A 20,973-nucleotide genomic window follows, 5' to 3' on the forward strand; every position below is an offset into this window, starting at 1 on the left:
GGTCGGCGGGTGCTGACGGAGGCGCGGCGGGACGAGGCGCGGCTGGGGCGGGGCGCGGCTGGGGCGGGGCCGCCAGGCCGGGCACCCCGCCTCGGCCGACGCCCCGGGTGGGCGGATCGTCGTCGCCTTCGGCCAGGGAGTCGGCACGCTGAGCCGTCTCGTCACAGAGGCGGTCGTGTGACAGGGGTTTCGTCACAGGGTCGTCTCGAGAACCGGGCGGCCGAGCACGCCCGGATCGGCCGTGAAGACCGATCCGGCGGCGGGCTGCTCGGCCCGGTCCACACCGCGGGCCGAGCTGGTGACGAACAGCCGGTCCAGCCCGTCCCCGCCGAACGTCACCGCCGTCACGTTGACCACCGGCAGCTCCACGACCGCCTCGAGCGTCCCGTCCTGGCCGTAGCGGTGGACCGCGCCGCCGCCCCACAGCGCCACCCACACCCCGCCCTCGGCGTCCACGGTCAGGCCGTCGGGGGCGCCCCGCTCCGGGTCCACGGACACGAACGGCCGCCGCTCCCACAGCCCGCGTCCCGGTTCGTAGTCGAACACGTCGACCCGTCCCGTCGAGGTGTCGGCGTAGTAGGCCAGCGACCCGTCCGGGCTGAAGCCGAACCCGTTGGAGATCGTCACCCCCGGCACCACCACGCGCAGCGACCCGTCCGGCTCGGCCACGTACAGGTCGCCGGCTCCCGGCGTCTCGTCGTAGGCCATGGTGCCGATGTAGAAGCGCCCGTCGGGGTCGCAGCCGCCCTCGTTCATCCGGATCCCCGGGTCGCTCCACTGCTCCCCCAGCGAGCGCAGCGGCGCGTCCAGGTCGTCGGCGTCGGCCAGCAGCAGCTCGCGTTCGGCCGCCACCACGTAGCCGCCGGCCGTGCGGGGCCGGACGACCGCCGCCACCTTCCCGGCGTGGCGGCGGCGCACGGTCCCGTCCGCGTCCAGGTGCAGCACGTCGCCGGCCAGCATGTCGACCCAGCGCAGGCCGCCCCAGCGGGCGCACCACACGGGTCCCTCGGCGTGCTCGGCGACGGGACCCGTCACGGGTTCGACGGCGATGGTCATGGCATGCTCCTCTCGGTGCGGCCGCGTTTGCCGCCAAGAGGCAGACTGCCACGGACGCGCCGCGGATCACCTCAGGCGGGCGCCCGCGTCCCGCCGTTCTCCGGGGACCACGTCAGGCGGGTGTCCGCGTCACGCTCTCCGCCGGCACACCGGGCCGCCGTGGGGAGGCGAACGTGGCCAGCACGAGGAGGAGCGCGCTCTGGGCGAGCATGCCGGGCGCGAGGGGCGGCGTCGGCCCGACGGTCTTCGACAGGGCGTACCACCACTGGGTGAGCGGGCTCAGGGTGTCCCACGTGTCCGCGTACGCCTGGTCGAGCGGGCCCGAGGCGAGGTTGGCGGACACATGCGCGTACACGCCGAACAGCGCGGCCAGCAGGACGACCCCGGCGAGCACCCGGACGACGGCGGCCCCGCGCGGCGAGCGGCCGAACGCGCACACCCCGAGGGCGATCACGAGCACGGCCAGCGTCGCCCACGGGACGAGCTGCTCCAACGACTGCCAGTGGCGTTCGGCCGCCAGCTCGAAGGCGGCGCCGCCGACGCTGATCGCGGCGACTCCGAGCAGGCCTTGGCGCAGGGTCACGGTCATGGCGTCAGCGCCGATACGATCTTGTCGACGGTGTCCTCGCCCGGGTTGTACTTGGCGAGGTTCTGCCGCAACGAGGTGAGATCGGCGTCGTCGGCCGCGTACGGGCGGTACTCGACGACCTCCTCGGCCCACCGCTCGGGGTTGTCGACGCCGGCCGCCTTGAGGGCGGCGGCGATCCGGGACTCGTCGGCGGTGTTCGCCGAGACCTTGCCTGTCGCTGCGCCCGCTGTGGCGCCTGCGGTGGTGCCGGCCGAGACGGTGGCGGCGGGCGCCGGCTCGCTCGCCGAGCAGGCCGCTGAGGCGAGGCCGGCGGCGAGGGCCGCCGCCACGAGCTTGATCTTCATGGGTGTCATGGAAGCCCATTCGGTACGGGGGTTCTTGCGGTGACTCCCACGTTCTCCGGCTTGTCTCAAAGCATTCTCGCCGGTTCATGAAGATCTGCTGAGAAATGTGGCCGCTGCCCGATTTGCCGGTTTCTCGGGAACCACGGCGGGCCGCCGCCCGTTGTCCGGGTACCGCTCGTCGGCCCGGCGCGCCCGGGGCGACGCCTATGCCGGAGGAGGAACATGGGCTGGCACTACAGCAAGTCGATCAAGGTCGGGCCGTTCCGGTTCAACCTGTCACGGCACGGCGTGAGCCACAGCTTCGGCGGGCGCCGGTTCCACGTCACGACCACTCCCGACGGCCGCCGGCACGTGTCGCTGCGGCTGCCCGGCGGCTTCCACCTCGGCAAGACGTTCGGCAAGCGGCATTACCGCGGACATTACTAAACCCGATATATCTCGCTTTTCCCGGGTAGCTGGTGGTCGTTCCGAAGTCTCTGAAGTCAAGAGAAGTCCAGGGAGGACGGCGATGGGCTGGAGCTACCGGAAGTCGATCAACGTGGGGCCGCTGCGGCTGAACCTGTCCCGGGGCGGCGTCGGACACAGCTGGGGCAACCGGCTGTTCCGGGTCACCAAGACCGCTGACGGCCGCAAGACGCTGTCGGTGAACCTGCCGGGCGGGTTTCACTGGCGCAAGACGCTGAGCAGCCGTGCGAGAGACTGAGGCACGCCGCCCGCCCGAGAGGGCCGGCCGGGGCCGCCGCGTCATCGCGGACGGCCCCGGCCTCGTCATTTCCACTCGGTCGCGCCAGCTGTAGCGCCCGGTCTTCCGGTTGACCTGGCAGGCCTTGAAGCCGACCCGGGTGGCCGTTCTCTGGAACCAGCCCTCGATGTGTCTTGAAGCACCTCTGCCGCAGGCAACTTACTTCGTCCGGTTGCTGTAGACGTTGCCGTCCATCCGGACGAGCGCGCCGACGCATTCCGGGGTTGAGCGGGTGCCGCGGACCACGGCATCGATGTAGAGCTCACAGGGCGCTGGGGCATGCCACCACACCTTGCCTTCGAACACGCCGGGGGCACCGCTTCGATTGAAGCCCTTCCGAGCCTGCGCCTTGAAGCTGCGGCCAGGTGCGCCTGTGGTGGCTGCCTCGCCCTCTTCGGGGCTGGTTTCCGTGACGGGCAGTTACGGGGGTTGTCGTATTCGACCGGCATCGGGGGCGGTGAAGCAGCCGCGCATCGACACCTGGACATGGGCGGTGCCCGGGCCGCGGTTGGTGATGGTCACCTTCCCTAGTACTACAGCCGTAGATCGTGATCTTGTTGCTGGAGTGCGGCGGAGAGGGGGCAGCGGTCAGTCGTCGACGAGATCGAGCTGGGCGGCACAGGCGTCCGCTACTCGAGTCCTTCGAGACGGCGGGCATCTTTGATCTCGCTGATCCTGGCAGCCGTCATCGGGGTCCACTCCCTCCTCTCTCCAGCGGCACGGAGGGCTTCTCCAACCTCGCTGAGCTTCGCGGAGGACAACACGCCCGCCCGCTCGATCAGGTCGTCCCGGGCCACGGTTGTCAGCCATGTGCACGGAGTAAAGCCCGGACGCGGGAACGCGAACCGCAGCACGCCTTCGAAGGGCAGTCCTTCCGGGGCTCCTACGGCCACTTCAACGCCCAGGCCGCTGATGTCGACGCCCGCTGGCGCAACGACCTGCATGGCCTGAAACCCGGATGACTCCTCGTCCGAGAGCAGGACGACCGGGCGTCGCTCATCGAAGTCGACCCACCAGACTTCACCGCGTCGCATGTGTCCTCCTGGCACGAGACGGCGGGCGAACGCTGCGTGCCCCGTGCGGGACACGGAAGGGACGCGGCCCCGTCTTCGCACGTCGTGACCGAGGGGCGGTGAAGACGGGCTCGGCCACCGTTGATCATCGGTGTGAAGACTGAAGATCATGCGGTGGCCGCGAGTCACAGCGTAGACCCTGCCCGCTGGCAGGAGGCGTTCGAGGTCCTCCGGTTCCTTGACGCCGGGCACCGTGTGGGCTGGGTCGCGGGCGATGAGGTCTACGGCGGCAACCCCAAGCTGCGGGCCGCGCTGGAAGAGCGCCAGGTCGGCTACGTGCTCGCCGTTGCTTGCTCGGCCGAAGTCACCACGGGCGGGGGGAAGTTCGCGAGCCACCAACCGCTGATCCGCCGCAACCGCACCACCGGTGAACTGGCTTGCTACCGTTGCTGGTCGCCGGCTCCGGTGCCTTTGGCCACGCTGGTACGGGTCGCCGGGTCGAGATGGCGGGTGGAGGAGACCTTCCAGTCCGGAAAGGGCCTGGCCGGACTGGACGAGCACCAGGTCCGCCGTTTCACCTCGTGGTCTCGCTGCCGGTGGGCTGCACCGTGCACGGGAATCAGACCTGAAGATCACGATCTACGGCTGGAGTACTAGGGAGACGGGGATGACCAGGTCGAATCCGGTGGTGCTCTCCACCGTGTCGTAGTCGACGCTGGAAGTGTTGGGATCGCCCAGGTCGATACCCATGTCGTACGGGGCCAGACCCAGGTACGGCCCGGCGGAACCGTCATCGTCCGCCCTCTCCCGGTCCAGCTCATCGGCGCCGGCCGTGGCATTCAACCGGACGGCACTCCTCGTCTCAACCGCCGACGGGGCCTTACGTGAGATCACCGTCGATCCGGACACCGCCGTCGCCGCGATCTGCCGCCAGGACGGCGGCCTGTCCGCTCCCGAGTGGCGAGAACACATCCCGGAACTGGCCTATCGCAAGACCTGCCGCTGAGTCGTTCATCCGAGGGCCGCGAGCCTGCCGGCCACAGCATGACCCCACACCGTGCCGGGCGGGCTTCGGCTCGGGTGAGCACACGCTCGCGGTCACATGAGGTCGAGGAGTCGAGAATCAGTCGGGGACCGCGCGGGTGGTCTCGGCGGTGACGGCATCCCCCGACTGGACCGCCGCGGCGTTGATGACGACCTCCGCATGAGCCGTCGCGGCGGTGACGGCATGCCCCGCCTGGACCGTCGCGGCGGTGATGGCGGCCTCCACATGAGCCGTCGCGGTCATCGCGCCGAACGCGACCAGCCGTACCAGATCCTGGTCGCTCGTCCCCCCTCTCTCCGGTGTCCCCGCTCTTACCGTTCTCCCCGGAGTCCCGCTCTCCCGCCAGGCGGACACGTCGGCGTCCGTCACCCGGTACGGCGCCAGCGCGGCGAGCACCGCGAGCCTGGCGCCCGGCCGGTCGCGGGCGGGCAGCGACCCCAGGTATGGCCAGCCGCCCAGCGGCGGATGGGAACCGTCGGACGCCATCACCGCCTCACGGACGAACGCGCGGGCCCGCGGCGACAGCAGAGCCTCTCCCTCGCCCGCGACCGCGGTGAGGGTCGCGTACGCGCGTCCGATCGGCGTCCCCGCGGCCCAGCCGCGTTCCCGGCCGACCGGCAGCCCCTCCAGCGTCACGAGGCTCTCCCCCGATGTCAGCCGCCTGCGAACGGTGCGGGCCATGGCCCGTCCCCCGGCGCTGCGCACCAGGCGCGACCTCTGCAGGCCGCCGGGGAGCAGGTCTTCGGTGAGCAGCGCCGAGGCGATGCGGTTGACGAAATGGAAGGTCAACGCCGTGCCGACGTACTCGGGCGTGTGCCGGCGCGGGAACGGGGGCGCGGCCGGCTCGGCGGCGCCGGGCGTGCGGGTGGCCGTGGCCCACGTCAGGAGTGCCGCGTGCCCGGGATCGTCGGGTGTGCCGCCGGCGGCGATCGTCTCCGCCAGCCGGTGCTCTCCGGTGGCGTGCAGCAGGGTGGCGTGCGCGCCGACACAGAACGGACACCGGTTGGCCACGGACACGCCGAGCGCGACGACCTCCCTGCCGGTGCGGGAGACGTCACCGGCCAGAGCACCGGGCCGCCGAGGCGGAGCGCACCCGCGAGGAGGCGGCGCTGCGGCGGGCCGGCGAGGAGCGCCTGCGCATCGCCAGAGAGCTGCACGACTCGCTCACCCACAGCATCTCCATCATCAAGGTGCAGGCGGGGGTGGCCGTCCATCTGGCGCGCAAGCGCGGCGAGGAGGTCCCCGAGGCGCTGCTCGCGATCCAGGAGGCCAGCCGCGAGGCGATGCGGGAGCTGCGCGCGACACTGGAGGTGCTGCGCGACTCGGCCGACGACCCTCCGGCCACGGGCCTGGACCGGCTCGACGACCTGGTGGGCCGCGCCCGGTCCGCCGGCCTGCCCACGAGCGTCACGATCGAGGGCGACCGGCGTCCCCTGCCGGCCGAGGCAGACCGGGCCGCGTACCGCATCGTTCAGGAGGCGCTCACCAACATCGCCCGTCACGCGGGCCCCGCGTCGGCCTCGGTACGCATCCGGTACGGCGACGAGACGCTGCTCGTGCAGGTGGACGACGACGGCCGGGCCTCCCTCACGAAGACTCCGGTGCCGGGCGTGGGCCTTCGCGGCATGCACGAACGTGTCACGGCCCTCGGCGGTCACCTCCGCGCCGAGCCCCGCCCCAGCGGCGGCTTCACCGTCCAGGCCGAGCTTCCCCTGGCCGGTTCCTCCGCCCTCACCCCCTCCTCCCCCGCTGCCCACCCCCTCCCCGAAGCTTCACAACGGCTCACGCCATCCGAAGATCCGGAAAGGTCACAGGCCCCGGCGGCCGCGGAGGCCCTGAAAGACACGAAAACCTCAGGACAGCTGGAGGAACCAGAGCGGCCGGAGAAGCCGGAGAAGCCGGAGAAGCCAGAAGGCCCGCCCTCAGACGCCCTCTCGGACAGGACCCCAGGCAAGACATCAGACCGAACGTCCACCAGGACCTCAGGCAAGACATCAGACCGAACCCCGGACAGGACCTCAGGCAAAACCCGGGGCAAGACGTCCACCGAGACGTCGGCCGGGACCCGGATGATGACCTCGACCATGCCTTCAGACATGACATCTGACAAGACCTCGACCAAGCCCTCGACCAAGACCTCAGACATGACCTCGACCGGGCCCTCAGACATGCCTTCCGAGAACCCGTCGGCCAGGGCGTCGGACAAGTCCGCAACCGAGCCCGCAGACCAGCCTTCAGCAAGGCCGTCCTCTGGCGAGGAGCCGAAGCCCGTCGTCCCCCTCGGACACACGTCATGATCCGCGTATTGCTCGCCGACGACCAGGCGCTGATCCGGGCCGGCTTCAGCGCCCTGCTCAACGCCGAGGACGACATCGAGGTGGTGGCCGAGGCGGCGAACGGGGAACAAGCGGTGGCCCTGGCCCTGGAGCACCGTCCTGATGTGGCGCTGGTCGACGTGCAGATGCCGGTGATGGACGGCATCGAGGCGACCCGGCGCATCGCCGCCGACGAGCGGCTGAACGACGTGCATGTGGTGATCCTGACCAACTACGGCCTGGACCAGTACGTCTTCGACGCTCTGCGTGCCGGGGCGGGCGGCTTCCTGGTGAAGGACACCGAACCCGCCGACCTGCTCCAGGGCGTGCGGATCGCCGCGCGGGGAGACGCCCTCCTGTCGCCCTCGATCACCAGACGCCTGATCTCGGAGTACGTCGCCCACCGCCCCGAGCCGTCCCCCGCGGGCCTGGAGGTACTGACGAACCGGGAGCGGGAGGTGACGGCCCTGGTGGCTCGTGGCATGTCCAACGACGAGATCGCGGCCCGCATGGTGATCAGCCCGACCACGGCCAAGACTCACGTCAGCCGCGCCATGACCAAGCTCCACGCCCGCGACCGCGCCCAACTCGTCGTGCTCGCCTACGAGACAGGCCTGGTGACGCCCCGCTCCCGTTGACCTGTCGAGCTGGCTCAACACGAAAGGCACGGCATGAGGACGCTCTCCGCCCCGCTTCCCGGCGGCACCTGGACCCTGGGCGATCTGACCGTCACCCGGTTCGGCTACGGCGCTATGCAGCTCGCCGGCCCCTGGGTCATGGGCCCGCCCGCCGACCGCGACGGCGCACTCGCCGTTCTCCGCGAGGCCGCCGGCCTCGGCATCACCCACATCGACACCGCCGACGCCTACGGGCCGCGCTTCACCAACCAGCTGATCCGCGAAGCGCTGCACCCGTACCCGGACTCGCTGCACATCGTGACCAAGGTCGGCGCGACCCGGAACCATGACGGGGGCTGGCCACCGGCCCGGCGGCCCGACGACCTGCGCCGGGCCGTCCATGAGAACCTGGAGAACCTCGGCCTCGAGACGCTGGACGTGGTCAACCTCCGGCTCGGCGACGCCCAGGGGCCCCAGCCCGGCTCGCTCGCCGAGGCGTTCGAAACACTCGTCGAACTCCAGCGGCAGGGCCTGATCCGGCACCTCGGCGTGAGCAACGCGACGGCGGAACAGGTCGCCGAGGCACAGGCGACTGCGCCGATCGTGTGTGTGCAGAACATGTACAACCTCGCCCACCGCCAGGACGACGGGCTGATCGACGAGCTCGCCGAGCAGGGCATCGCCTACGTGCCCTTCTTCCCGCTCGGCGGCTTCAGCCCGCTGCAGTCCTCGGCGCTCACGGCCGTGGCCTCCCGGCTGGACGCGACGCCGATGTCGGTCGCCCTGGCCTGGCTGCTGCAGCGGTCGCCGAACATCTTGCTGATCCCCGGCACCTCGTCGGTGGCGCACCTACGTGAGAACATCGCAGGCGCGGGACTCTCGCTCTCCGACGAGGATCTCGCCGAGCTGGACAAGATCGGCCGCTGACGACAGGCCAGGGCATCGCTGTTACGCCGTTCGGCCCCGCCCACCTCACGCAGATGAACCCAGCTCCGTCGTGCACCTCGTGGGCAAGCAGGGTATGGGCGTCCGGAAGTCGCAGGCGTTCACGCCCAGAGCCCATGTCGAGCCTCGGGGCGCTGTTCCTTCTCACCGACATTCCGGGCCCGATCGGCCCTCGAGCGCTCTCCGAAGTGACCGGTAAACGGTACTGCTGCTCACCAGCATCATCACCTCAATCACCCCCCTCGGACCTCCCTCGGGCGCCCGGCGTACCCTGGCCGGCTGATCGTCAGGTGGCGTCGAGCCTGTCGAGCTGGACGCTCAGGACTGAACGCATGTAGATCTCGATGAAGCCGGGAAGCCGGCCCCCGGAGACGCGGCCGCTGAGCGCTTGGGCGAGGCGTTCGTCCGGTTCCTGGGTGAGATGGACGATCCGCCACAGGTTCAGCGGCTCCTTCTCGTCGCCGCCGACCCCGTGCTCGATGTGGAAGAGCGGTTGCCTGGTTCCCGCCCGCAGCGTGGCGCCGGTCGGACCGGGCAGGTGCGCCGCGCCGATGAAGGTGACGCGTCGCTCTGCGGGATTCAGGTGGACTCTCTCCAGGACCAGCCCGAAGTCGTCCTGCTCCAGCCAGCGCCGTTGCTGCGACGAGCGGTTGAACGTCATGAGGTCGTCCGAGGCGTTCCAGGTGAAGGCGCTCCGGTCCCGTACGACATAGGGGAGGTAGATGTCGGGATGCCACGCCTTGCGGACCTCGAGGTCCCAGAGCATCGCGCGGGTGAAGGTGAAAGGCTCATCCGTCGTGTACCGCTCGGCGAGCACGCGATTGATGTCGACGGGCGGGGGTTCGAAGCGGGTGTTACGTGGATCGGCCCATGCCCGGGCGAACTCGTCCTCATGGTTCATGGCCGGCCTCAGGGCACCAGGATGAGGCGGCCGCGGATGCCGCCCTTGGCGAACAGTTCGTGGGCCTCGGCCGCCTGCTCGAAGGCGAAGGTCCGGGAAAGCCGGAGAGTGAGCAGGCCCTGCTCGACGAGGGCGACCAGGTCGCGGAGGCGCGCGCCGTCGCTCCGCACGAAGACGGTCTCGACCCTGATGCCTCGCTCGGCCGCTGGCGTGGCGGGCGGCATCATGCTCACGAACGCGCCACCGTCCCTGACCGCGGCCAGCGTCTGAGGGCCGATGACCGCCGCGTCCAGCAGCCCGTCGACGCCTTCGGGCGCGATCGCGCGTAGGGCGTGGACCGGGTCGTCCGAGCGGGGAAGGAAGGCCGCTCCGAGTCCGCTGATGAAGGTCTCGTCCTGGGCGGAACCTATGCCGATGACGTCGAGACCCCGATGGCGGGCCAGCTCGACGGCGTAGCCGCCCACCGCGCCGGCGGCTCCGGTGACGGCCAAGGTCTGGCCTTCGGCGAGGCCGAGCAGGTCCAGCGCCTGGTCGGCGGTCAGGGCGTTGACGGGGAGCGTCGCCGCTTCGGCGGGGTGGATCCCGGCCGGGGCGGGCGCGATCGCGGCGGCGTCCAGGACGACGAACTCGGCGTGCGTGCCGCGCTTGGTCGCCAGCCAGTCGGACATGCCGACGACCCGGTCCCCCAGCTCGAAGCCGGACGTGGCCGGTCCGACGGCGTCGACCATGCCGGCCACGTCCCAGCCGGGGACGTAGCGGGGCCCGGCTGGCAGCATCGGGCCGAAAGCGCCAGAACGGGCGGCGACGTCGGCCGGATTGAGGGTCGCGGCTTCGACGCGGATGCGTACCTGCCCTTCTTCGGGCTGAGGCAGGGGCGCCTCCGCGACGGTCAGCACGCCAGGATCGCCGAAAGAGGTGAAGCTCACTACCCGCATGGTGATCTCCCTTGTGGACTCGACAAATGATTATGCGAATAACGTTATGCGCGTAATCATTATGCACGTAATGATCTCTGGCGCAAGGTGGTCTGGTGGACTTCGAACGGGCCGAGGCGCTGAACGGGGCGATCCGGATGATCGCCCTGCAACACCGGGCGCGAGCCGCCGCCAAGCTCGCGGAGCTGGGGTTGCACCCGGGACATGAGGCCGTGCTGTTCCTGCTCCACGCCAACGGCCCGCAGACTCAGCGGCAACTGGCCGCCGGAGCGGGTTGCGAACCGCCCAGCATCACCCTCATGGTGCGCAAGCTCGAAGCGGCGGGGCTGGTCAGCCGCATCCCCGCGGTCCAGGACGCGCGTGCGAACGTCGTACGAGTGACCGACGACGGGCAGAAGGTCATCCTGCGGTTGCGGCAACTGTGGCGGGATCTCGCGGAGGAGACCGTCGCCGGGCTGACCGGCACCTCGGTGGACCAGGCCATCACGACCCTCACCGACCTGGCGCACAGCCTCCGGAGGCAGGCACCCGGAGCCGGTGAAGCCTGAGCCTGCGGCGGCGGATTCGAGTGATCAACTCAGCGATCACCTGCGGGGTCGCGTCACGACGTCGGCGCCCACAACGGAATCGTCCTTGACGCGGTACCAGACCGGCGCGTGCCGCTGCGGGTGGTCGAACCAGGCCCGCAACGTGGTGACGAGCATCAGGTCGGGCACGGCCTGCCGGCCCGGCCGGTCCCGCGCGATCTCACGATTTGGCGAGGAGTCTCAGCTTGAGATCGCCGTAGTCGGCGAATCTCCGGCCCAGCGGGATCGTCTCGGGCACCTGGCCGCCGCCCGCCGCCACTTTGATCTTCTTGATCTCGACGCCGTCCTCCACCACGGATTCCCAGGGGTTCCAGAGCTTGGCCGAGGCCATCCTGGTCTTCTCGATCGCCGTCTGGACGCGCTGCATCCGCTCCATCCGCGGGTTGGCCGGGTGGGACGGGTTTTCGCTCATGGTGATCTCCTAGGCGCTCTCCGTCGATGCGCCGACGTTTTCACCCGGACGAACCGGCGGCAATAAGCCGCCGCGGTTCAGGCGCCCGTTGGCCGATATCGGCCACCCGCCGGCGCCGGGGCGGCGAGGCTGTGGGCCGGCGGTGGCGTCACAGGCGCGTGGCCCGCCTGTGACGTGACGTCAGCCGGTGGGCGCGGCCGTGTAGATCCAGTCGAAGCCGTCGTAGCCGGGGCCGTCGAGGTGCTCGGCGCGGGTCAGGCCGGCCTTGACGGCCACGCGCTGCGAGGCGGCGTTGGCGGGGCGGACGCGGGCGATGAGCGGCAGGTCCGGCACGTGTCGGGCCGCCCACGCGGCGACCGCCGTCGCCGCCTCCGTGGCGTAGCCGTGGCCCCATGCCTCGGCGGCGAAGCGGTAGAAGAGGTTGAGCACGTCCCTGCCGTGCAGGTCCATGGGTTTGACGCCGCAGAAGCCGAGCACCCCTTCGGACGAACGGGCCCGGACGGTCCAGTAACCGTAGCCGTGGCGCTCCCACTGGTCGTTCCATCGCCCGTAGAGGGCCTCGGCCTCGGCGCGGTCCGTGAGCGCGTCCGACGGGTTGTGGGCGCAGGTCGCGGGGTCGGCGTGGATCGCGAGGATCGCGTCCACGTCGGTCTCCGCGGGACGGCGCAGGGTCAACCGGGTGGTGCGCAGCTCCGGGGCCGCGCCGTTCGGGGTGCTCATCCGAAGATCGTACGACCGCCCCGGGAACGTCTCAGAATCGGGCACTAGGATCGGGCACCGTGAGTGACGAGGACGGTGCGCGGGACGCGATCGACGTGATCCTGGAGCAGTGGCGGCGGGAGCGGCCCGACCTCGACCTGTCGCCCATGGGCGTCTTCGGGCGGCTCGCCCAGGCGGCGCGGGTGGTCGAGGCGTCCGTGGACGAGGTGTTCACCCGGCACGGGCTGCGTCCCGGCGAGTTCGACGTGCTGGCGGCGCTGCGCCGGTCCGGGCCGCCGTACACGATGATCCCGTCGGAGCTGTCGGCGGTGCTGATGATGTCGCGGGCCGGCATGACCAACCGGCTGGACCGCCTGGAGGCGGCCGAGCTGGTCGAGCGGAGCCTCGACCCGGCCGACCGGCGCAGCTTCCGCGTCACGCTGACCCCCGAGGGCCGGCGGGTGATCGACGCCACGCTCACCGACCACGCCGCCAACCTGGCCCGGCTGGCCTCGCACCTCGGCCCCGGCGACACCGAGACGCTCGGCCGGATCCTGCGCTCCATGCTCGCGAGCGGGCTCGCCGGCTCCTGAGCCCCGTCCCGAGCCCCGGTCCTGTGCCCCCCCGGGGGGCGCCCTGGGCGGAGCTCAGCCGCTCGCGCCGGCGTGCCGGTCCCGCTGAGGTGCCCTCGGGCGTCGCTCAGCCGGTCGCGCCCACGTGCCGGTCCAGGAAGCCCAGCAGGGCGCGGGTGAGCGCCACCCGATGGTCCGACAGGGCGTGGTCGGCGGGGAAGAGGTGCTCCTCCAGCGTGCCGGACGGGCGGGCGCGGAAGGCGGCGGCGAGCGGCTCATGGTGGACCGTGTGCGGGGTGACCGTGTCGCGGCTGGTGCCGATCAGCAGCACCGGCCGCCCGTCGAGCCGCGGGGCCAGCCGGGCGAGCCGCCACTCCTCTCCCGCCGCCTCCATCTCGGCCACCAGCGCCTCGCCGCCGGTGCCGCGCAGCGGGAGCAGGTCCTCGCCGAACGCCTCCACGTACGTCGCCCGCTTCTCCCGGCCCTCGCGGACGGCGGCGGCGACCGCGCCGAAGTCGAACCCCGCCCACGAGGCGACGGCGGCGATCGCCGGGTCGGCGGCGGCGGTCATCAGCGCGGCGAACCCGCCGAGGCTGTGGCCGGCGACCACCAGCCGCGACAGGTCCAGCCGGTGGGCCGCGGCCAGGCCGGGCCCGCGCAGGGCGGCGACGGCGGCGGCGGTGTCCTCCAGCACGTGCCGCCACGACCACGACCCGCCCATCCCCCACGAGCCGCGGTAGTGGAACACCAGCGTCGCGTACCCGGCGCGGCGCAGCGCGTGGGCCACGTCGAAGTTGCGCTCCATGCCGGGGAACCCGTGCAGCAGCAGCACGACCGGGTGCGGTCCCGGCCCGGCGGGCACGTGCAGGACGCCGAGGAGGGTCTCGCCGCCTTTGGTGAAGGTGACGGCCGGGGTCGTGGCCGGGGGCAGCAGGCCGGCGGCGGGGTCGGTGACGAGGGGGTCCGGCGTCATGCGCGTACGCTCCAAGAGATCGAACCGATCGGTACGAAGTTGCACGGTAGCAGGACATCGAACCGATCGGTACCATCGAGGGCATGCCAGTCGACAAGGGCGTCACGCTGGACCCGGCGCGCACCCGCGAGCAGATCCTGCTGGTGGCGACCGAGGTGCTGTACGAAGAGGGACTCGACGGGGTGGGCGTGGTCGGGCTCTGCGCCCGGGCGGGCGTGTCGAAGGAGACGCTGTACCGTCACTTCGGCTCCAAGGAGGGGCTGGTGCGGGCGACGCTGCAGGCCCGCAGCGACCGGGTGGCGCGCTGGCTGCGCGAGGCCGCCGCGGCGGCGGGGCCGGAGCCCGCGGACCAGCTCGGCGCCATCTTCGACGCGCTCGCCGGGTGGTACGCCGAGCCGGGGTTCCGCGGGTGCGCGATCGTGAACGCCGCCGTGCAGCACCACGAGGGCGCCGCCCGGGAGACGGCGGCCCGCCACATGGACCGCCACCTGGAGCTGCTGTCCGGCATCGCCGCCCGCGCGGGCGCCGCCGAGCCGGACGTGCTGGCGCGGCAGATCCTCGTGCTCATGGAGGGCGCCGCCGTGGTGGCCGACCTGCACGGCGTGGCCGGCACCGGCCGGCAGGCCCGGGAGGCGGCCCTCACCCTCCTGCGGGCATCGGCCGCGCCCGCCTCGGGCGGCTGACGCCGGCGGCGCGGCGCCCTCGGGGCCACCGGCCGGCCCTGACGACCCATATCCTTATGCCGTACGGAGATCTTCGGGTCGGCGAAGGGTGAGGTGGGCGGCGTGGTGGTGTTCGCCGGGCAGGGCGACGCGCGGCGGTCCATGGCGCTGCTCTGGCGCTCCGACGGCGCGGGCTCGCACGGGAGGACACGCGGGGAGACGCGCGGCCGGCCGGGACCCAAGCCGGGCCTGAGCGTCGGCGCGATCGTGGCCGCGGCGATCGAGGTCGCCGACGCCGAGGGGATGGCCGCGCTGTCCATGCGCGCCGTGGGCGAGCGGCTGGGGCGCACCGCCATGGCCCTCTACACGTACGTGCCGAGCAAGGGCGAGCTGCTCGACCTCATGTACGACCAGGCGCTGGCCGAACTGCCGGACGGTTACGACCTCGCGGCGGGCCGGCGGGCGGCCGTGACCGCGTGGGCGCGGGACCTGTGGGCGCTGTACCTGAGGCACCCGTGGATGCTGCAGGTGTCGCAGGCCCGGCCGGTGCTCGGCCCGCACGAGTACGCGATGCTGGAGACGCTCCTCGGCCTGCTGCGCGGCGGCGGCCTCCCGCCCGGCCGGGTGCGGCACGTGGTGGGCACCCTGTTCGCGTTCGTCCGCGGGGCCGCGGGCACGATCGCCGAGGCGCGGCAGGCCGAGGCCGCGACCGGGGTGACGGACGAACGGTGGTGGCACGACCGGGCGGGCCTGCTGGCCGAGGTGGCGCCGGACTTCGCGGCGCGATTCCCCGCGGTGGCCTGGCTGGAGAGCACGCCGCCGGAGGGTCCGGTGGAGGAGCCCGCGCCGGGCGAGCCCTACATGGAGCGGGAGGCCCGCAGGATGTTCGAGACCGGCCTCGCCCTCATCCTCACCGGACTCGGCACCATCTGACACGCCCGGCGCTCAGCGCGGGAGGTACGCGTACCACCGTCCGGGCCGGACGCCCTCCAGCGGCCGCCGTTCCCAGGCCAGCAGGAACGGCGCCGGCACGGCGCGGCCCCGGGCCACGGCGACCACCCGCTCGCCCCGGGCCGCGGCGTCGCGCACGGCCGCGGGGTCCTCGCTCTGCCGCGGCCAGTTCAGGACCGTGTGCCCCACGCAGCCCGCGCGGTACGCGACCTGCACCGCGTTCTGCCCGTACACCAGGCACGGCCCGCGCAAGCCCAGGGCCTGCAGCGCCCGGGCGGCCCGCACGTCGGCCTCCCTCCGGGCCAGCCGGGGCGAGACCACCTTGTCCAGCGTGACGCCCTGCAGGGTGAGGTGGGCGAGGAGACCCGCGGCCACCAGGCAGGCGCCGGCCCGGCGCGCCGGCCCGCGCCGGGCTCCCTCCAGCAGGGCGAGGGCGCCGTGCGCGACGGGGAACGCCAGCAAGGCGTACGCGGGCAGCAGGAAACGGGGAGCCGCGTACCCGACGAGGAAGACGTACGGCACGGCCGCCGACACGCCCGCCAGGGCGGGCACCAGGGCCTCGGGCAGGCGGCCACGGCGCCGGGCCGCGTACAGGCCGAGCAGGACGAGCAGCGGGACGGCGCTCCACCACAGCACCCAGGGCGTCACGGCGGGACCGCAGTGGGCGGGAGGCCGGCAGAGGAGCGGGCCGTTCAGCGCCCGGGCGTGCTCGGCCAGCGAGAAGTGCAGCCCCGTCTCGTTCGCCGCCCCGGCGGCCTCCCAGCGCGCGGCCAGGCCGCCGAAGCGCGCGTACGCCTCAGCGATCCACTCCGCCCATCCGGCGGCGCACCCGGCGACGAGCGCGACCGCGACCCGGCCCCGCCGCCACCCCGGCCAGGCGAGGGCCAGGCCGAGCGGCAGGACGAGCCAGAGGCTGTCGGGAGGCCGCATCAGGGCCACCCCCGCGACGCACAGCGCCAGGCCGGCCAGGCAGCCGCGCCCGCCGTCGCCCCGCACGCGGCGCAGGAACAGCCCGGTGGCGGCCACCGAACCCAGCGCCACCCACAGGTTCGGCATGGCGCCGCCGCCGTAGAACACCGCCAGCCACAGCGACGCGAAGAGCAGCGCCGCCAGCGGTGCCACGGCCCCCGGGCGCACCCGCAGCCAGGTGGCGAACGACGCGTACAGCGCCAGCGCCGACAGCACGCCGAGGTAGACCCGCAGGGCCTCCGTGGAGGAGGTCACCAGCACCACCGGCGCGACGACCAGCGTGATCCCGCGGGCGCGGGGCGCGATGAACTCCGTCGCGTTCACGCGGGGGTCGACCTGGCTGACGTACACGACCTCGTCCCAGCCCAGCCCCATGCCGGGCCCCACCGCGACCAGCTGGGCGATCCCGTAACCGGCGGCCACCAGCAGCAGCAGCGCCCGCCAGGGATCGGCCCGCACCCACGCTCGTGCTCTCATGGGCCTTTCCTAGCCCCCGCGGGGCTCCGCGCGCAGGCCCGGCGGCGGGACTTGCCCCAAGGGATGCGCGCCCATGACGCCACGCATGCCACGAGCCGTCCCGGAGAGGGGAGGCGGCGCGGACGGGTCCGGGAGGCGCCGTCTAGCGTGGGTGGAGGGGGCTCGCGGCGTCGTGGGGGGACGGCGCCGTTCCGTGCCGTACCGGGGGGACACCATGGACACCTCCAGCATCCACGTGGCCGAGGACGCGCAGCTCGCGGAGCGGCTGGCCGAGCGGTTGTCCGACGACACGCTCGGCGCCCTCGAGCTGTTCGCCGTCTACCTGGGCGCCGAGCTGGGCCTCTACCGCGCCCTGCACGAGGAGGGCCCGCTGACCGCCGCCGGGCTGGCCGAGCGCGCCGGGATCGCGCCCCGCTACGCCTGCGAGTGGCTGGAGCAGCAGGCCGTCGCCGGTCTCGTGGACACCGACCCCGGGGAGCCGGCCGGCGAGCGGCGCTACCGGCTGCCGGCCGCGCACGCCCGCGTGCTGGTGGACGCCGACGACCCCGCGCACGTGGCGCCGTTCGCGCACATGCTGGCCGGGATCGGGGGCGTGATCGCCGAGGTGGCCGAGGCGTACCGCACGGGGGCGGGGGTGCCGTACGAGTCGTACGGGCGGGCGTTCCGCCACGGGCAGGGCCACATCAACCGGCCGGCCTTCGTCCACGAGCTGCCGGACGCCTGGCTGGCCGCCATGCCGGACATCGCCGCCCGCCTGCGTGACGCCCCCCGGCCGCGCGTGGCCGACGTGGGGTGCGGCCAGGGCTGGTCCTCGCTCGCGATCGCCCGCGCGTTCCCGAACGCCTGCGTGGACGGGCTGGACGCCGACGCCTCGTCCATCGCCGACGCCCGCGCCGAGGCCGAGCGCGCCGGGCTGGGCGACCGGGTCCGGATGGAGCAGGCCGACGCGTGCCGGCTCGCCGCGGCGGGCCCGTACGACCTGGTGATGATCCTGGAGGTGCTGCACGACCTGCCCCGGCCGGCGGAGGCGCTGCGCTCGGCCCGCGCCGCGCTCGCGCCCGGCGGGGCCGTGCTGGTGGTGGACGAGCGGGTGTCCGACCGGTTCGTGGCGCCGGGCGACAAGGTCGAGCGGATGATGTACGGCTGGAGCGTCACGCACTGCCTGCCCACGCAGCTCGTCGAGTACCCCTCCGCCGCCACGGGCACCGTCATGCGCGTGGGCACGGTCCGCCGGTACGCGGAGGAGGCCGGGTTCGCCCGCTGCTCGGTGCTGCCCGTGGACAACGACTTCTTCCGCCTGTACCGGCTGGATCCCTGATTGATTAGACGCGACGTTGCGTCTAGTCTTTAGCGCGTCATCCCGGACTCTCGGAAGGAACATCCATGCGCCGTCCCCCGCGCCAGAGCCTGGAGGCCCCCCGGGTCACGCCGCCGTCCCGGCGGGCCCGGGTCCTCGCACCCGCGATCCTGGCGTTCACGTTCTGGGCCACCATGGCCGGCACGACCGCGCCCACCCCGCTCTATCCCCTGTACGGGCACGCCTTCGGCTTCGGGCCGTTCACCGTGACCGTCGTCTTCGCCGTGTACGCCTTCGGCGTCGTCGCCGGGCTGCTGCTGTTCGGGCGGCTGTCCGACCAGATCGGCCGGCGGCCGGTGCTCATGGCCGCCGCCCTGCTCGCGATCGTCGCGGCCGCGGCCTTCCTCGTGGCCGGCGACGTCACGATCATGCTCGCCGCCCGGGTCGTCTCGGGACTGTCGGCGGCCCTCGTGACGGGCGCCGCCACGGCCGCGCTGGCCGAGGCCATGCCGCCGGACGGGCGGGTCCGCCCGGCCACGGTCGTGCTGTTCGCCAACATGGGCGGCCTGGCCGGCGGCACGCTGCTGGCCGGGATCCTGGCCGACCTGGCGCCGGCGCCGCTGCGCACGCCGTGGGCGGTCATCGGCGCGCTGGCGCTGGTCGGGCTGGTCGGCGTCGCGTCCGTGCCGGAGACCGCCCCGAACCGCTCGCGCCCGTCCCTGCGCCTGCAGCGCCCGCACGTGCCGGCCGAGATCCGCGGCGACTTCCTGCGCTCGGCGATGGCCGCCGGGGCGGGGTTCGCGGTGCTGGGCGTGCTGACCGCGGTGACCGGCGTGTTCCTGACCGGGGTGCTGCGGCTGCCGAGCCACACGCTGACGGGGGTGGTGGTGTTCACGGCGTTCATGTGCACGGCCGCCGGGCAGCTCCTCAACCGGGTCGTACGGCCTGGCCGGGCGCTCGTGCTCGCCTGCGGAGGGCTGGTCGCCGGCGCCGGGCTGATCGCCCTGGCCATGGCCGCCGTGTCGCTGCCGGCGCTGCTGGCCGGGGCCGCCGTGAACGGGCTGGCCACCGGCATGGCCCTGGGGTACGGCGTCACCGTCATCACCACGCGCGCCGCGCCGGACCATCGGGGGGCGTCGGTGTCGACGTTCTTCGTGATCCTGTACTCGATGCTGGCCGTGCCCGCCGTGGGGGTGGGCGTGATGATCCGGCTGACGGGCCTGCGCCCGGCCGGGGAGATCTTCAGCGCCGTGGTCGCCGTGCTGGCGCTGGCGGTCCTGCTGAGCCTCCTCGGGAGCCGCGGGGCGTCCCGGCGCGCCTGACACCGGCGGCCGTGCCACAATCGGGCTGCCCCGTGCGGCCCGCGGGCCGCACGGCGAAGACGACGCGCACACGCGGAAGGACGAGCGGCCATCAGCACGGAAGAACGAGCCACCAGCGCCGGCCATGACACCGGGACCGCCCGGGCCCCGGGGGCCGTCGTCAGCCGCACGGGGCCGAAGCGCAGCGAGAGCATCCGGCTGGCCGTGCTCAACGCGGCCGACGACCTGCTGGTCGAGCGCGGCTTCTCCGGCGTGACCATGGAGGGCATCGCCGCCCGCGCCGGGGTGGCCAAGCAGACGATCTACCGCTGGTGGAAGTCCAAGGTCGACATCCTGCTCGACACGCTCGCCGCCGACGCCGAGGAGCCGCTCGCCTGGCGTCCCGGCTCTCCCCCGGCGTCACCGGAGGAGGAGCTGAGGGACCAGCTCGGCCGCGTGGCGGCGTTCCTCCAGGAACCGGCCGGTCAGGTGCTGCTCTCGCTGATCGGGCACGCCCAGCTCGACCCGGAGACCGCCGCCAAGCTGCGCGACGGGTTCCTGCGCGAGCAGCGCGAACGCGACCTGGCGGGACTGGGCGCCCTGCTCGCCCGTCACACGGGCCGCCCGGCGGACGAGCGGCTCACCGCCCGCCTGCTGGACGCCGCCCTCGGGCCGCTCTTCCACCAGGCGCTCGTCCTGGGGCGCCCCTCCGGCCCCGCCGCGCTCGCCGCCACCGCCCGCCTCGTCCTGGACGCGGCCGAACGCGAGCAGGCGAAGGGGGACGCCGGGAGCCGGCCCGGCGAACCGGCCGCGCCCTGATCCCCGCCGGACCTGGACGCGGGACCTGGCCGCGCCCCTCGCTTCGGCAGGGCGGAACCGCACGTTCGCGTCACCGTGGTGCGGCCGCCCGGTCTCCCGCCGTGAAACGTGCGTGCGTGCCGAGGTCGCCCAGCTGGTCGAGCGCGGCGAGCCAGCTCGCCCCGCCCGCGCCGTCCCGCGCGGTGACCACCTCGTGTCCGCCGAGCAGCGTCGTGACCGCGGTGCGCACGGGACCGTCCGCGGCCAGCACGCCACCGGCCAGCACGATCGGCCCATCGCCGAGCACCCGGCCCGCCGTCGCCGCCAGCCGCCGCGCGGCCTCGTCGGCGATCTCCGTCGCGGGCCCGTCCCCGGCCGCCGCCGCCTCGGTCACGAGCGGCGACGCGGCCGCCACCAGCATCCGGTCGGCCTGTGCCAGCCGCACGATGCGGTCGGCGCGCCGCCGCGGCTCGCCCGTCACGCCGAAGTGCGCGCTGACCAGCTCCACCAGCGGCCCGTACGGCAGGCCGCGATCGAGCGCGTGAACGGCCGCGCGCACCCCGGCCCGGCCGATCCAGAACCCTCCGCCCTCGTCGCCGAGCAGCCACCCGAGCCCGTCGGCGACGGCCGCCACCGCGCGATCGGAGAAGCGGGCGGCCGCCGCCCCCGTCCCGGCGAGCATAGGCCGCAGGGTAACCCCCGGTTCGTCGGACCCGGATAAGAGGCCCCGGAGTGGCGCCGATCGCAGAGACTCGGGCATATTGTCCTTTATA

27 protein-coding genes and 1 pseudogene are annotated in these 20,973 nt (G+C 73.2%); 14 read left to right on the forward strand and 14 right to left on the reverse strand.

The annotated features are described in order from the left end of the window. Positions 1-192 precede the first annotated feature (192 nt). From AB0H81_RS15875 to AB0H81_RS15885, 3 genes are all read right to left on the reverse strand, one after another. Positions 193-1,056: an SMP-30/gluconolactonase/LRE family protein gene (locus tag AB0H81_RS15875; RefSeq protein WP_358374704.1), complete on the reverse strand. Its 864-nt coding sequence runs from the start codon at positions 1,054-1,056 to the stop codon at positions 193-195. 112 nt (positions 1,057-1,168) lie between these two features. Further along, positions 1,169-1,639 carry a hypothetical protein gene (locus AB0H81_RS15880; RefSeq protein ID WP_358374707.1) on the reverse strand — a complete coding sequence of 157 codons (471 nt, stop codon included), beginning with the start codon at positions 1,637-1,639 and terminating at the stop codon, positions 1,169-1,171. Between the two features lie 2 nt (positions 1,640-1,641). After that, on the reverse strand, positions 1,642-1,989 hold the full coding sequence (locus tag AB0H81_RS15885; RefSeq protein ID WP_358374710.1) for a hypothetical protein: 348 nt from the start codon (positions 1,987-1,989) through the stop codon (positions 1,642-1,644). A gap of 222 nt (positions 1,990-2,211) precedes the next feature. Between AB0H81_RS15885 and AB0H81_RS15890 the strand changes: the two genes are divergently transcribed. Further along, positions 2,212-2,415, forward strand: coding sequence for a DUF4236 domain-containing protein (locus AB0H81_RS15890; protein ID WP_358374713.1), 204 nt, complete (start codon positions 2,212-2,214; stop codon positions 2,413-2,415). Positions 2,416-2,497: 82 nt separating this feature from the next. Then, positions 2,498-2,692 (forward strand): DUF4236 domain-containing protein, encoded by a 195-nt coding sequence (locus AB0H81_RS15895; protein WP_358374715.1) that lies wholly within the window; start codon positions 2,498-2,500, stop codon positions 2,690-2,692. A gap of 668 nt (positions 2,693-3,360) precedes the next feature. On the opposite strand, the gene AB0H81_RS15900 is transcribed toward AB0H81_RS15895, so the two are convergent. Next, positions 3,361-3,765, reverse strand: coding sequence for a type II toxin-antitoxin system PemK/MazF family toxin (locus AB0H81_RS15900; RefSeq protein ID WP_358374718.1), 405 nt, complete (start codon positions 3,763-3,765; stop codon positions 3,361-3,363). A 153-nt stretch (positions 3,766-3,918) separates the two neighbouring features. Between AB0H81_RS15900 and AB0H81_RS15905 the strand changes: the two are divergent. Beyond that, a pseudogene (locus tag AB0H81_RS15905) lies at positions 3,919-4,344 on the forward strand (transposase); the annotation flags it as partial. 39 nt (positions 4,345-4,383) lie between these two features. On the opposite strand, the gene AB0H81_RS15910 reads toward AB0H81_RS15905, so the two are convergent. Further along, positions 4,384-4,587, reverse strand: a complete 204-nt coding sequence (locus AB0H81_RS15910) for a hypothetical protein (protein ID WP_358374721.1) — start codon at positions 4,585-4,587, stop codon at positions 4,384-4,386. Between AB0H81_RS15910 and AB0H81_RS15915 the strand changes: the two genes are divergently transcribed. Beyond that, complete coding sequence (locus AB0H81_RS15915) at positions 4,577-4,750, forward strand: hypothetical protein (protein WP_358374724.1); 174 nt, start codon at positions 4,577-4,579, stop codon at positions 4,748-4,750. The two genes, AB0H81_RS15910 and AB0H81_RS15915, sit on opposite strands and share 11 nt — an antisense overlap. 117 nt (positions 4,751-4,867) lie before the next feature. On the opposite strand, the gene AB0H81_RS15920 is transcribed toward AB0H81_RS15915, so the two are convergent. Next, entirely contained in the window at positions 4,868-5,854 is a 987-nt protein-coding gene (locus AB0H81_RS15920) for a carboxymuconolactone decarboxylase family protein (protein ID WP_358374775.1), read from the reverse strand. Positions 5,855-5,928: 74 nt separating this feature from the next. Between AB0H81_RS15920 and AB0H81_RS15925 the strand changes: the two genes are divergently transcribed. From AB0H81_RS15925 to AB0H81_RS15935, 3 genes are read left to right on the forward strand one after another with little or no spacing between them, the layout of a single operon-like run. Then, complete coding sequence (locus AB0H81_RS15925) at positions 5,929-7,086, forward strand: sensor histidine kinase (RefSeq protein WP_358374778.1); 1,158 nt, start codon at positions 5,929-5,931, stop codon at positions 7,084-7,086. Continuing rightward, positions 7,083-7,742, forward strand: a complete 660-nt coding sequence (locus tag AB0H81_RS15930; protein ID WP_358374727.1) for a response regulator transcription factor — start codon at positions 7,083-7,085, stop codon at positions 7,740-7,742. The genes AB0H81_RS15925 and AB0H81_RS15930 overlap by 4 nt, the downstream gene beginning before the upstream one ends. 33 nt (positions 7,743-7,775) lie before the next feature. Then, a complete protein-coding gene (locus AB0H81_RS15935; protein ID WP_358374730.1) occupies positions 7,776-8,648 on the forward strand; it encodes an aldo/keto reductase family oxidoreductase in 873 nt (290 codons plus the stop codon). Between the two features lie 304 nt (positions 8,649-8,952). Here AB0H81_RS15935 and AB0H81_RS15940 read toward each other — a convergent pair whose 3' ends face one another. Further along, on the reverse strand, positions 8,953-9,567 hold the full coding sequence (locus AB0H81_RS15940) for a hypothetical protein (RefSeq protein WP_358374733.1): 615 nt from the start codon (positions 9,565-9,567) through the stop codon (positions 8,953-8,955). A gap of 8 nt (positions 9,568-9,575) precedes the next feature. Then, a complete protein-coding gene (locus AB0H81_RS15945) occupies positions 9,576-10,502 on the reverse strand; it encodes an NADP-dependent oxidoreductase (protein WP_358374735.1) in 927 nt (308 codons plus the stop codon). Between the two features lie 95 nt (positions 10,503-10,597). Here AB0H81_RS15945 and AB0H81_RS15950 point away from each other — a divergent pair, with 95 nt between their 5' ends. Further along, positions 10,598-11,050, forward strand: a complete 453-nt coding sequence (locus AB0H81_RS15950; RefSeq protein WP_358374738.1) for a MarR family winged helix-turn-helix transcriptional regulator — start codon at positions 10,598-10,600, stop codon at positions 11,048-11,050. A gap of 36 nt (positions 11,051-11,086) precedes the next feature. On the opposite strand, the gene AB0H81_RS15955 is transcribed toward AB0H81_RS15950, so the two are convergent. The 3 genes from AB0H81_RS15955 to AB0H81_RS15965 form a co-directional block, all read right to left on the reverse strand. Continuing rightward, positions 11,087-11,218, reverse strand: a complete 132-nt coding sequence (locus AB0H81_RS15955; RefSeq protein WP_358374740.1) for a hypothetical protein — start codon at positions 11,216-11,218, stop codon at positions 11,087-11,089. 31 nt (positions 11,219-11,249) lie between these two features. Further along, the gene (locus AB0H81_RS15960) at positions 11,250-11,501 is read right to left on the reverse strand and encodes a hypothetical protein (RefSeq protein WP_358374743.1); all 252 of its coding nucleotides are present in this window, start codon (positions 11,499-11,501) and stop codon (positions 11,250-11,252) included. A gap of 180 nt (positions 11,502-11,681) precedes the next feature. Next, positions 11,682-12,221, reverse strand: a complete 540-nt coding sequence (locus AB0H81_RS15965) for a GNAT family N-acetyltransferase (protein ID WP_358374745.1) — start codon at positions 12,219-12,221, stop codon at positions 11,682-11,684. A 59-nt stretch (positions 12,222-12,280) separates the two neighbouring features. On the opposite strand from AB0H81_RS15965, the gene AB0H81_RS15970 reads away from it, so the two are divergent. After that, positions 12,281-12,793: a MarR family transcriptional regulator gene (locus tag AB0H81_RS15970; protein WP_358374748.1), complete on the forward strand. Its 513-nt coding sequence runs from the start codon at positions 12,281-12,283 to the stop codon at positions 12,791-12,793. A 106-nt stretch (positions 12,794-12,899) separates the two neighbouring features. Here AB0H81_RS15970 and AB0H81_RS15975 read toward each other — a convergent pair whose 3' ends face one another. After that, a complete protein-coding gene (locus AB0H81_RS15975) occupies positions 12,900-13,745 on the reverse strand; it encodes an alpha/beta fold hydrolase (RefSeq protein WP_358374750.1) in 846 nt (281 codons plus the stop codon). An 83-nt stretch (positions 13,746-13,828) separates the two neighbouring features. Here AB0H81_RS15975 and AB0H81_RS15980 point away from each other — a divergent pair, with 83 nt between their 5' ends. Together AB0H81_RS15980 and AB0H81_RS15985 are read left to right on the forward strand one after the other, a co-directional pair. After that, complete coding sequence (locus AB0H81_RS15980; protein WP_358374752.1) at positions 13,829-14,428, forward strand: TetR/AcrR family transcriptional regulator; 600 nt, start codon at positions 13,829-13,831, stop codon at positions 14,426-14,428. A 102-nt stretch (positions 14,429-14,530) separates the two neighbouring features. Further along, a complete protein-coding gene (locus tag AB0H81_RS15985; protein WP_358374755.1) occupies positions 14,531-15,340 on the forward strand; it encodes a TetR/AcrR family transcriptional regulator C-terminal domain-containing protein in 810 nt (269 codons plus the stop codon). A 12-nt stretch (positions 15,341-15,352) separates the two neighbouring features. Here the strand turns inward: AB0H81_RS15985 and AB0H81_RS15990 are convergent, their stop codons facing one another. Then, the gene (locus tag AB0H81_RS15990; protein ID WP_358374758.1) at positions 15,353-16,804 is read right to left on the reverse strand and encodes a hypothetical protein; all 1,452 of its coding nucleotides are present in this window, start codon (positions 16,802-16,804) and stop codon (positions 15,353-15,355) included. Positions 16,805-17,018: 214 nt separating this feature from the next. Between AB0H81_RS15990 and AB0H81_RS15995 the strand changes: the two genes are divergently transcribed. The 3 genes from AB0H81_RS15995 to AB0H81_RS16005 all read left to right on the forward strand — a co-directional run bounded on the left by AB0H81_RS15995 (position 17,019) and on the right by AB0H81_RS16005 (position 20,221). Then, positions 17,019-18,122: a methyltransferase domain-containing protein gene (locus AB0H81_RS15995; protein WP_358374761.1), complete on the forward strand. Its 1,104-nt coding sequence runs from the start codon at positions 17,019-17,021 to the stop codon at positions 18,120-18,122. Between the two features lie 65 nt (positions 18,123-18,187). Then, the gene (locus tag AB0H81_RS16000) at positions 18,188-19,423 is read left to right on the forward strand and encodes an MFS transporter (RefSeq protein WP_358374764.1); all 1,236 of its coding nucleotides are present in this window, start codon (positions 18,188-18,190) and stop codon (positions 19,421-19,423) included. A 204-nt stretch (positions 19,424-19,627) separates the two neighbouring features. After that, positions 19,628-20,221, forward strand: coding sequence for a TetR/AcrR family transcriptional regulator (locus AB0H81_RS16005; RefSeq protein WP_358374767.1), 594 nt, complete (start codon positions 19,628-19,630; stop codon positions 20,219-20,221). Positions 20,222-20,291: 70 nt separating this feature from the next. Here AB0H81_RS16005 and AB0H81_RS16010 read toward each other — a convergent pair whose 3' ends face one another. Next, the gene (locus AB0H81_RS16010; protein WP_358374770.1) at positions 20,292-20,882 is read right to left on the reverse strand and encodes a BadF/BadG/BcrA/BcrD ATPase family protein; all 591 of its coding nucleotides are present in this window, start codon (positions 20,880-20,882) and stop codon (positions 20,292-20,294) included. Between the last annotated feature and the right edge of the window lie 91 nt (positions 20,883-20,973).

It is taken from the genome of Nonomuraea sp. NPDC050691, assembly GCF_040654455.1.
Classification (GTDB): Bacteria; Actinomycetota; Actinomycetes; order Streptosporangiales; family Streptosporangiaceae; genus Nonomuraea.